At 73.4% G+C, this 10961-nt stretch carries 9 protein-coding genes and 1 pseudogene; 9 read left to right on the top strand and 1 reads right to left on the bottom strand.

Annotation, left to right across the window (positions count from 1 at the left end; translation table 11 throughout):
• From HF577_RS24430 to HF577_RS24400, 7 genes and pseudogenes are all read left to right on the top strand, one after another.
• A pseudogene (locus tag HF577_RS24430) lies at positions 1-321 on the top strand (methyltransferase); the annotation flags it as partial.
• Entirely contained in the window at positions 314-550 is a 237-nt protein-coding gene (locus HF577_RS24425) for a CDGSH iron-sulfur domain-containing protein (protein WP_169398279.1), read from the top strand. The pseudogene HF577_RS24430 and the gene HF577_RS24425, both read left to right, overlap by 8 nt.
• Positions 540-1559, top strand: a complete 1020-nt coding sequence (locus HF577_RS24420; protein WP_169398278.1) for an iron-containing redox enzyme family protein — start codon at positions 540-542, stop codon at positions 1557-1559. The genes HF577_RS24425 and HF577_RS24420 overlap by 11 nt, the downstream gene beginning before the upstream one ends.
• Positions 1556-2533: an SDR family NAD(P)-dependent oxidoreductase gene (locus HF577_RS24415; RefSeq protein WP_169398277.1), complete on the top strand. Its 978-nt coding sequence runs from the start codon at positions 1556-1558 to the stop codon at positions 2531-2533. Before HF577_RS24420 ends, HF577_RS24415 begins: the two co-directional genes overlap by 4 nt.
• 29 nt (positions 2534-2562) lie before the next feature.
• Positions 2563-5070, top strand: a complete 2508-nt coding sequence (gene hrpB, locus HF577_RS24410; RefSeq protein WP_169398276.1) for an ATP-dependent helicase HrpB — start codon at positions 2563-2565, stop codon at positions 5068-5070.
• A gap of 150 nt (positions 5071-5220) precedes the next feature.
• Positions 5221-6726, top strand: a complete 1506-nt coding sequence (locus HF577_RS24405; protein ID WP_169398275.1) for a glutamine synthetase family protein — start codon at positions 5221-5223, stop codon at positions 6724-6726.
• Complete coding sequence (locus tag HF577_RS24400; protein WP_169398274.1) at positions 6726-8201, top strand: APC family permease; 1476 nt, start codon at positions 6726-6728, stop codon at positions 8199-8201. The genes HF577_RS24405 and HF577_RS24400 overlap by 1 nt, the downstream gene beginning before the upstream one ends.
• 90 nt (positions 8202-8291) lie before the next feature.
• Here HF577_RS24400 and HF577_RS24395 read toward each other — a convergent pair whose 3' ends face one another.
• Complete coding sequence (locus HF577_RS24395) at positions 8292-8741, bottom strand: universal stress protein (protein ID WP_169398273.1); 450 nt, start codon at positions 8739-8741, stop codon at positions 8292-8294.
• Between the two features lie 257 nt (positions 8742-8998).
• Between HF577_RS24395 and HF577_RS24390 the strand changes: the two genes are divergently transcribed.
• The gene (locus tag HF577_RS24390; protein WP_169398272.1) at positions 8999-9505 is read left to right on the top strand and encodes a DUF6319 family protein; all 507 of its coding nucleotides are present in this window, start codon (positions 8999-9001) and stop codon (positions 9503-9505) included.
• 20 nt (positions 9506-9525) lie between these two features.
• Complete coding sequence (locus tag HF577_RS24385; RefSeq protein ID WP_169398271.1) at positions 9526-10947, top strand: SDR family oxidoreductase; 1422 nt, start codon at positions 9526-9528, stop codon at positions 10945-10947.
• Positions 10948-10961: the final 14 nt, after the last annotated feature.

Raw genomic sequence — 10961 nt, 5'->3', positions numbered from 1 at the left:
GCCCTGCCCCGCCACCGCAAGGCGCGCTGCTGGGACGCGGGACCCGACGGCCGGGCACTGCTCGACCGGATCTGCGCGGGGGTGTCCGACGTCCTCGCGCCCGACGGCGACGTCCTGCTCGTGCACTCGGCGGTCTGCGACACCGCCCTGACCCTCGACGCGCTGACGCGGGTGGGGTTGACGGCGCAGGTCCTCGACCGCGCGACGGTGCCGTTCGGCCCGGTCATGCGCGGGCGGGCGGCACTGCTGGAGTCCCGCGGCCTGATCCGGCCCGGCCAGCGCTTCGAGGAGCTCGTCGTGGTCGGGGCCCGCCGTGCCTGAGCGCGCACGCGAGATCGTGCTCACCGACGAGGGCCCGATCCTGGTGTCGGGGCCCATCGAGGTCGTGCTTCCCGACGGGCGACGCGTGCGCTCCGACCGTGCGGTCAGCGCCCTGTGCACCTGCCGGCGCAGCCGCCGCCAGCCGTTCTGCGACACCAGCCACCGGCGCAAGGTGCGCCAGGACGAAGGGGAGGACCGTGCTCAGCAGGAGCCGACCTGTGCTGGTTGAGCCGCCCGCACTACCCGAGCCGCGCGGTCCGCTGTCGGCGGCCGTGATCGGCTCGCTGCGCCGGAGCCCGGAGATCCTCCCGCCCGTCGAGGTCACCGATCCCTACGGCGAGGACCTGCAGCTCGCGCTGTACTGCCTCTACGAGCTGCACTACCGGGGCTTCGCCGGCGTCGACGAGGACCTCGAGTGGGACCCGGCGCTGCTCACGGTCCGGCGGGCGATGGAGCAGGTGTTCCTCGGTGCCCTGCGCGACGACGTCGCGCCCTCCGACGGCACGGCCGCCGCCGTCGACGCCGAGCTGGAGTCGCTCCTCGTCGAACCGGTGGACGCCCGCGGCGTCTCCCACCACCTGCGCCGCGATGGCGAGCGCTGGCAGGTGCGCGAGTACGTGGCCCATCGGTCGCTCTACCACCTCAAGGAGGCCGACCCGCAGGCCTGGGTGATCGCCCGGCTGGACGGCCCGGCGAAGGCGGCGCTCGTGACCGTCGAGCACGACGAGTACGGCGCGGGCGACCCCGACCGCATGCACGCGCACCTGTTCGCCGAGATGATGCGTGCGCTGGAGCTCGACGCCACCTACGGCGCCTACCTCGACGCGGCGCCCGCAGCGACGTTGGCCGAGGTGAACCTCATGTCGATGTGCGGGCTGCACCGCTCCCTGCGCGGCGCGCTGGTCGGGCAGTTCGCCGCGGTCGAGCTGACCTCCTCCCCCGGCTCCGACCGGCTCGTCCGCGCCATGCGCCGGCTCGACCTGCCCGACGCGGCGGTCGAGTTCTACGCCGAGCACGTCGAGGCCGACGCCGTGCACGAGCAGGTCGTGCGGCGCGGGGTGATCGCGCCGCTGCTGGCCGCCGAACCGGCACTCGCCGCGGACGTCGTGTTCGGCATCCGCGCGAGCGGGCTGCTCGCCGACCGGTTCGGGGACCTGCTGCTGGAGCGCTGGGCGGAGGATCGCTCGGCCCTGTGCCACCCGCTCCCGGACGCTCCCGAGCACCGAGCGGCGTCGTGACCGACCGACCCGTCGCCGTCGTCACCGGCGCCAGCCGCGGGCTGGGGTTCCTGCTGGCCAGGGAGCTGGCCGACCGCGGCCACGACATCGTGGTGAACGCGCGCTCGGAGGACGGGCTCGCCACCGCCGCGGCACAGCTGCAGGGGCGCGGGGCCGAGGTCGTCACGGTGCCGGGCGACATGTCGGTCGAGGTCGACGCCCGAGGCGTCGTGGCGAGCGCCGTCGACCGCTTCGGGCGCCTCGACGTGCTCGTGACCAACGCCGGGATCATCCAGGTGGGTCCGGCGGCCGCGATGCGCGCCCAGGACTTCGCCGACGCCATGGACGTCATGTTCTGGGGCACGCTCCACCCCGTGCTGGCCGCGCTGCCGGTGATGAGCGAGCGTGGAGGCGGCCGCATCCTCGCGATCACGTCCGTCGGCGGGAAGCTGCCGGCGCCGCACCTGCTGCCCTACACCGCCGCCAAGCACGCGGCCGTCGGGTTCGCCGAAGGGCTGCGGGTCGAGGCCGGGCGGCACGGCGTCACCGTCACGACGGCGGTGCCGGGACTGATGCGCACGGGCTCCCCGCGCAACGCCCTCTTCACCGGCGACCGGACCGCCGAGAACCGGTGGTTCACCGTCGCCGACAGCCTCCCCCTGCTGTCCATGGACGCGGAGCGGGCCGCGGCGAAGCTGGTCCGAGCCGCCCTGCGCGGCCGTCCCGAGGTGATACTGACCCCCGCCGCGAAGATCGGCGTCCGGCTGCACGGGCTCGCCCCCGCGACCACGCTGCGGCTGCTCGCCGGGGCCGCCCGGCTGCTGCCGGCGGACGAGACGCGCCGCCCGGTGCAGCCGGGACACGCCGTCGCGCGCCCGGCGCGCTGGTTCGACGCCGTCACCACGCTCACCCGCCGCGCCGCCCGCCGGTTCCACCAGCACGACGACGCGATGGACGGGGACACCGCGGGCGGCGGGCCGGTGGGCCGGCGCTGACACCGCGCCCGGGGAGCACACTGGCCGGGATGACCCTGCCGACCGACCTGCCCGACCTCCCGGTACGCGGCGCGCTCGACGAGGTCACGACCACACTGGACACGCACGGCAGCGCCGTGCTCGTCGCGCCCCCGGGCACGGGGAAGACCACGCTGGTACCGCTCGCGCTGGCGGCCGGGACGGCGGGCACGAAGGTACTGGTCGCGGAGCCGCGCCGGCTCGCGGCCCGCGCCGCGGCCGCCCGGATGGCGTCGCTGCTGGGGGAACCGGTCGGTGAGACCGTCGGGTACGCGGTGCGCGGGGACGCGCGCCGGTCGGCCGCCACCCGCATCGAGGTCGTGACGTCCGGGCTGCTGCTGCGCCGGCTCCTCGCCGATCCGGAGCTGGCCGGGGTGGGTGTGGTGCTCCTCGACGAGTGCCACGAACGCCACCTCGACGCCGACCTGCTGCTGGCCCTGTTGCTGGACGCCCGGGACGGGCTCCGGCCGGACCTGAAGCTGCTCGCCACGTCGGCCACGGTCGCCACGGGCCGGCTGGCGGAACTGCTGGGAGCCCCCGGCGCCGACGCCCCCGTGCTGCGGGTGGAGGCGAGGACGTTCCCCGTCACGGTCCGGCACACGCCGCCTGCCCGCGGGGAACGGATCGAGGCGTGCGTGGCCCGCGCGGTGCGCGCCGCCCTCGACCGCGACGACGGCGACGTCCTCGCGTTCCTGCCCGGTGTCGCCGAGATCCGGCGCACCGCGGCTGCTCTGTCCGGTGTGGACGCCGATGTGCTGCCGCTGCACGGGCGGATGCCCGCCGGCGAGCAGGACGCGGCGCTGCGGCCCGGCCCCCGGCGCCGCGTGGTGCTCGCCAGCGCCGTGGCCGAGTCCAGTTTGACCGTGCCCGGGGTCCGGGTCGTCGTGGACGCCGGACTGGCCAGGGTGCCGCGCGTCGACCACCGCCGCGGGCTCGCCGGGCTCGTCACGGTGCGGGTGTCGGCCGCCGTGGCCGAGCAACGGGCCGGACGCGCTGGCCGCGAGGCACCCGGGCTCGTGTACCGCTGCTGGCCGGAAGGTGAGCTGCTGGCGCGCTACCCCGAACCCGAGATCCGCACCGCCGACCTCACCCGCCTCGCACTGGACCTGGCCTGCTGGGGCACCCCGGACGGCAGCGCGCTGCGCTGGTGGGACGCACCGCCGGACGGACCGCTGCGCGCCGGCCAGGAGGTACTGCGCGCGCTCGGGGCACTCGACGGCACGGGCGCCACCGACCGCGGCAGGCGGATGGCGGAGCTGGGGCTGCACCCCCGGCTGGCCCGTGCCCTGCTCGACGGGGCCGCGCTCGTCGGCGCGCGGACCGCGGCGGAGGTGGTGGCCCTGCTCGACGACGACACCCTGACCACCGGCCCCGAGGTGGACGGCGAGCTGCGCCGCCTGCGCTCGGGCGCCGCGCCGGGCTCGGGCCGCTGGCGCGGCGAGGTGAGCAGGCTGACCCGCCTGCTGCCGTCGTCCACCAACCCCCGCGGGACCCGGAACCGTCCGGCACCGCACCCGGCCCCGGACGACCACGGGCCCGGCCGGTCCGCCGCACTGGTCGTGGCGCTCGCCCACCCCGAGCGGCTGGCCCGCAGGCGGGCGGCGGGCTCGCCGCTGTATCTGATGGCGGGCGGCACGGCGGTCGAGGTGCCCCCCGGCGGCGGTCTCGACGGGCAGGAGTGGCTCGCGGTCGCCGTCGCCGAACGCACTCCCGGCGCCCAGAACGGCCGCGTGCGGCTGGCTGCCGTCGCCGACCAGGAGCTCGCCGAGCTGGCTGCGCCTGCGCTGCTCGCCGAGGCCGACGAGGTGGGCTGGCAGACCTCCGGTCGCGGGACCGGCGACGTCGTCGCCCGCCACGTCCGGCGGCTGGGCGCGATCGTGCTCGAGGAGCGCCGGGTGTCCCACCCCGACCGCGCGGTCGTCCGCGAAGCGCTGCTCGACGGCCTGCGGCTCGAGGGCACCGCCCTGCTGCGCTGGACCGACAGCGCCAGGAGGCTGCGCGAGCGGCTCGCCGCGCTGCACCGCACCCTCGGAGAGGACTGGCCCGACGTCTCGGACGCCGCGCTCCTGGCCGCTCCCGACCGGTGGTGGACGGGCCCGTTCACCACCGCGCGCAACCGCGCTGACCTCGCCAGGATCGACGCGGCCACAGTCCTGCGCGCGGTGCTGGACTGGCGGCACGCCGCCGCCATCGACGAGCTCGCCCCCGAACGGATCACCGTGCCGTCGGGCTCCCGGATCGCCCTCGACTACTCCGGGGACCAGCCGGTGCTCGCGGTCGCGGTGCAGGAGGTCTTCGGGTGGACCGCCACCCCGACGGTCGGCGGCGGCAGGCTCCCGGTGGTGCTGCACCTGCTCTCCCCCGCCGGACGACCTGCGGCCGTCACCGCCGACCTGGCCTCGTTCTGGGCGACCGGCTACCCGCAGGTCCGCTCCGAGCTCCGCGGCCGGTACCCGAAACACGACTGGCCACAGGACCCGTCGACCGCCTCACCGAGCCGGCGTCCGCGCCGCCGTTGATCCCACATCGACAGCAATTACCTTTCGTTTCCTCTTTCATTACTCGGTCGCTTTTCCCTCTTGCCACCACACGTAGACTTCACACGAGCCCGGAACAATGACCGACCACGGAGCCGGGCGGAAAAGCATTAGGGAAGGTGGACCAACCGAATGACTGCCGCGAATTTCTCGCCGGCGATCTCTGGTATCGGCCGACACGGATTCGTCGCCGAGCACGGGCTGCACACCGCCGACCAGCAATCCGCGGCCGTCGAGGTGGCCGAGCAGATCGACCGGTTGGGAATCAGAACCGTCCGCATGGTGGTGGTCGACCAGCACGGCACCCCACGTGCGAAGTTCCTGTCGCCGCACGCTGCGATCGCCGGCCTGAGCAACGGCATCGACTTCTCCGGGGCCATCTACAGCATGGACTCGGCGAACTTCCTGTTTCCCCCAGCCTTCGCACCAGGGGGCGGACTGGGCATCGAGGAGTTCACGGGCTTCCCGGACGTCGTCATCGTGCCCGATCCGACGACCTTCCGTGTTCTGCCGTGGGCCGACAGCACGGCCTGGATCCTGTGCGACGCCTACTTCTCCAACGGGCGCCCGGTTCCCCTCGATCCCCGGCACATCCTGCGCACCCAGGTAAAGCGGTTGGCCGAACAGAACCTCACCTATGTGACAGGTCTCGAGGTCGAGTTCTACATCACTCGCAGAGTGACGCCCGCGATCGGCCTGCACGACACCACCCAGCCCCCGGCGCCACTCGCGGTGGAACCATTCCAGTTCGGTTACCAGTACCTCTCGGAGGTCCGACTGGACTCCGTGAACGAAACGGTCACGGCCTTACGCGACGGACTCATCGGCATCGGACTCCCACCCCGGTCGATAGAGGACGAATGGGGCCCGGGACAGCTCGAGATCAGCTTCAGCCCGATGGTCGGCCTCGACTCCGCGGACGCAATGCTGCTGTTCCGTAGTGCGGTGAAACAGATCTGCGCACGGCAGGGACTGCACGCCACGTTCATGTGCAAGCCGCCGCTGCCGAACTTCTTCGCGAGCGGCTGGCACCTGCACGCATCGCTGGCCGATGCGTCGGGGGCCAACGTGTTCCGGTCCGAGGAGAACGTCCTGTCGGAGACCGGGCTCGGCTATCTCGCCGGGCAGCTCGCACACGCGCCAGCCATGGCCGCTTTCGCCAACCCCACCGTGAACGGCTATTCGCGGCTGGCGCCGTACTCCTTCGCGCCCGACCGGATCTCCTGGGCCGTGGAGAACCGGGGGTCGCTCGTCCGGGTCCAGGGTGGACCGGGAGATCCCGGAACCCACCTGGAGAACCGCATCGGCGAACCGGCCGCGAACCCCTACCTCTTCCTCGCCGCGGATCTCGCCGCCGGGCGCGACGGCATCACCCGCGGCCTGACCCCTCCGCCGTCCGTCGCAGGCGACCCGTACACCGCCGACGCAGTCGCACTGCCCGCCACGCTGCTCGACGCCGTGGCCGAGCTGGACAAGGACCCCCTCTACCGCGACGAGTTCGGCCCGGAGTTCCTGGACTCGTACCAGATGATGAAGCGCGCCGAGTACGCGCGCTTCGAAGCGGCGCGGGGTGGCGCCGAGGATCCGGACACCGCCGCCGCCGAATGGCAGCTGCGCGAGTACTTCGAGTTCTACTGATGAGCACTCCGGACCGCAGCGAGTCCATCCGTCCCGACGCGCTCGCCGCGAACTCTCTGTCGACCAGGGACGTCATCGCCATCTCGGTGACGATCCTCGCGCCCGGGATGGCGATGCTGCTCAACGTCCCCGGCGTCGCGGTGATCGCCGGCACCTCCACACCGCTGGCCTTCCTGCTGGGCGGGGTCGCCTGTCTGGCCCTCGCCGTCGTCGTCATCGGGTTCACCCGGCGGATGGCCGCGGCCGGCTACGCCTACACCTACGTGAGCCGCAGCCTGGGACCGACGACGGGTTTCCTCGCCGGGTGGATGTACACCTTCGGACTGATCTGCTTCGTGCCGATGACGATGGCCGCCGTCGCCTACCTCGCGTCGGACCTGCTGGGGCTCGGCCAGCGCTGGTGGTTCCCGCTCTTCCTCGCCGGGATGGCCGTGCTGGTGGCGTTGTCGGTGATCCGGATCGCGGTGACCAGCAAGCTGCAGCTGGCGGTGGCGGCCGCGACGATCGTCGTGATCCTCGTCGTCGACATCACCGTCACCGCGAAGGGCGGCGCGCACGGCAACACCCTGGCTCCGTTCACGTTCGCCCACACCCAGGAGGGCGGTCTCTCCGGGGTCTTCTACGGGATCATCCTCGGCATCACGTCCTACATCGGCTTCGAGTCCGCCGCCGACTTCGGCGAGGAGACCGCGAACCCGCGCCGCTCCATCCCGGTCGCCGTCATCACGGCGGTCGGGATCGCCACCGTCTTCTACCTCCTCACCACCTACACCTTGTCCATCGGCTTCGGTGTCGACAACGGGGCGGCGCTGGGCAGTGACCCGTTCGCGCTCAAGACGATCGCGGCCCGCTTCGTGGGCGCACCGCTGGGATCCCTGGTGGAGATCGGCGCGCTCCTGTCCGCGTTCTTCGTGTGCGTCGGGTGCGCCACGGCCGCCACCCGCACGCTGTTCGCGATGGGACGCGAGGGGGCACTGCCCCCGTGGTTGGGCCGCACCCACTCCCGCTTCCGGACCCCGGCCAACGCCGCCCTCACGGTGGCCGCGCTGGCCACGGTGTGGGCGGCGCTGGTGGGGTTCGGGCTGGGCACCGACGATCTCGGCGGCGAGCCCACCACCGTCTACTACTTCTTCGCGACGCTCGGCACCCTCTGCGTCATCCTCGTCTACATCGGGCTCTGCGTCGGTGGTGCGGTGTTCTTCCGGCGCGAGGCCGGGCGCTACCGCATCGTGACCCACCTACTGGTGCCCGTGGCCGGGGTCCTCATCTTCAGCGCCGCGCTGTTCGGCTCGATCTATCCCACCCCGCCCGAGCCGCTGGACATGACGCCGTACATCACACTGGCCGCGGTCGTCCTCGGCGTCCTCGCACTGGGCCTCCTGCGCGTCAGCCACCCCGAGGCGGCGCACCGGATCGGGTCGATCATCGGCGAGGAGGAGGGCAAGAAGTCCTCCGCCGTCTCGGGAGCGGGCTGATCCCCCTCCCGCGAGTCGCCCGCTTCCCGTGCGCGAGTCGCCCGTACGGGGCCCTGTGATCATGGTCCGCTCGCGCGCGAGCCTGCTCGGCTAGGGCACGACGGTGACCGGCCACCGCCCGGCCCGCACCGCCCGCACCGCGACCGACCCGAACAGCCGATGCGCCGCCTGGGTGCTCGCGCCCACCAGTATCGCGTCGGCCCGCACCTCCTCCGCGACCTGCGTCAGCGCCAGCACCGGGTCGGCCGCGGCGACGACGAAGCGGACCTGCACCCCGTGTTCGGCCGCCAGTGCCTCGACGGCGCCACGCAGCTCGTCGCGCAGCTCGTCGGCCGAGCTCTCGGCCATCGGGAGGGCGAGCGCGCCGGTACCCGCGAACGTCGCCGCGGGGAAGCTCTCGGCGAACACGGCCACCACCTGAGCGCCCTGACGGCGGGCCTGCCCCAGCGCGTAGTGGAAGGCGCGCCATCCGGTGTCGGAGCCGTCCACGCCCACGACCAGGGTCATCGGGCCGTCGCAGCCCAGCTCGAAGCGCGTCATCGTCCCACCACCCGTCGGGTCCCCCGGGAGGTCGCTGCAGCGGAGGTCGCTGCACCGGAGGCCACGGTGGCGGACCGTACCGGGACGGAGCCCGGACGGGGGGACGAACTGGTCAGGGCGCGCACACCGACAGTTTATAGCTTTGCTAAGCGTTTTTGCGGCTCTGTGTCCTACGCCCCGACCCCGACCTGGTCGAACATGTGTTCTACCATCAACCTGGTTCGCCGCACTGTCACGAGAGGGAGCACGCCGCACCGATGAGCACCCCCCAGGAAACATCCCCGACCCGGCGAGCCACCGGCGCCACCACCGCGGGATCGGCCCCCGCCGCCGCGGCGACGCCGGAAGCAGCCACGCCCGAGCCCGCGCCGGAGCCCACCGTGGTGGCCACCACCGCGGCGACCCCGGAGCCCGCCGCGGTCACCGGCGAGCCGGGAGCCGAGCCCGAGAAGCCCCGCCGCGGCCGCCCCAAGGGCACCTCCACCGCCCGTACCACCCGCACGATCGAGCTCACCCTCACCGTGAGCGGCACGGCCGACGGCGACTGGCAGGCCGAGCTCAAGCAGGGCACCACCTGGCTCAGCCGGGGCCTGCCCGTCACGGCCACCGCCGTCGCTCGGGCGGCACAGGAGCTGCATGCCGAGCTGGCCGGCCCCATCGAGGCCGTGATCGGCGCGGCCCGGGAGCAGCGCGCCGCCCGCGTCGCCGCGCTCGAGGCCGAGCTCGAGCAGGCGCGCAAGGCGCTGGCCGAGATCGAGGACTGACCCACCCGTACCCTTCTGGGGTGTTCGGTATCGACCCCGCTGACCTGCAGACCTGCCTCCGGGTGCTCGCCGAGGTCGATGACCTTCCCCCCGAGCATCCGGACGCGGTGCGCATCCGGCGCGCCACCGCCGGGATCTACAAGTCGGTGAAGCTCCGCCGCCGGGCGGAGAAGCGGGAGGCGATCGCGGCCAACGACCACGCGGTCACCGCCTCCACCGCCACGGGCGCTCCCGGCCGGATCGACGACGAGACCCAGGGCCTGCCCCTCGTCTCCACCGCCGCCGGCGCCACGGCGGGCACGCTGCTGCGCTCCCGGGCCTGCTACACGTGCAAGAACCGCTACCACGTGGTCGACGCGTTCTACCACCAGCTCTGCCCGCCCTGCGCGGCTCTGAACCGGAGCAGGCGCGATGCCCGCACCGACCTGCGGGGGCGCCGGGCCCTCCTCACCGGCGGCCGAGCGAAGATCGGCATGTACATCGCGCTGCGGCTGCTGCGCGACGGCGCCCACACGACGATCACCACGCGCTTCCCGAACGACGCCGTGCACCGGTTCGCCGCCATGCCCGACAGCGCCGACTGGCTGCACCGGCTGCGCGTCGTGGGCATCGACCTGCGGGACCCGGCCCAGGTCGTCGGCCTCGCCGACTCGGTGGCGGCCCAGGGCCCGCTGGACATCCTGGTCAACAACGCGGCACAGACCGTCCGCCGCTCCCCCGGTTCCTACGCGGCGCTGCTCGAGGCGGAGAGCGCGGGTCCCGGGCCGGCCGCCGAGCTGGTCGAGGTCGTCACCTTCGACCACGTGCGCAACGAGCGCCCGGCCGCCATCGCGGCCGGTCCGCAGCGCACCCCCACCGCACTCGCCGAGCTCGCTCTCACCGCGGGCAGCGCGTCGCCCGAACGGATCGCCGCGGGCACCGCGATCGACGCGGGCGGCCTGCTGCCGGACACCGCCCCGGTGAACAGCTGGACCCAGCGGGTGGAGGAGATCGACCCGCTGGAGCTGCTCGAGGTGCAGCTGTGCAACCAGACGGCCCCCTTCATCCTGATCAGCCGCCTGCGGGCGGCGCTGGCCGCATCACCGGCACGGCGCAAGTACGTGGTGAACGTCAGCGCGATGGAGGGGCAGTTCACCCGCGCCTACAAGGGACCGGGCCACCCCCACACCAACATGGCCAAGGCAGCGCTCAACATGCTCACCCGCACCAGCGCGGGCGAACTTCTCGAGACCGACGGCATCCTCATGACGGCCGTCGACACCGGCTGGATCACCGACGAACGCCCGCACCCCACGAAGCTGCGGCTGGCCGACGAGGGGTTCCACGCTCCGCTCGACCTCGTCGACGGGGCGGCGCGGGTGTACGACCCGATCGTGCGCGGCGAGGCAGGCGAGGATCTGCACGGTTGCTTCCTGAAGGACTACTCTCCAACGCATTGGTGAACGAGGACCGCAAT

It is taken from the genome of Pseudonocardia xinjiangensis (assembly GCF_012911925.1).
In the GTDB taxonomy this organism is placed as follows: domain Bacteria; phylum Actinomycetota; class Actinomycetes; order Mycobacteriales; family Pseudonocardiaceae; genus Pseudonocardia; species Pseudonocardia xinjiangensis.
This window is presented reverse-complemented; position numbering and strand designations above follow the sequence as displayed.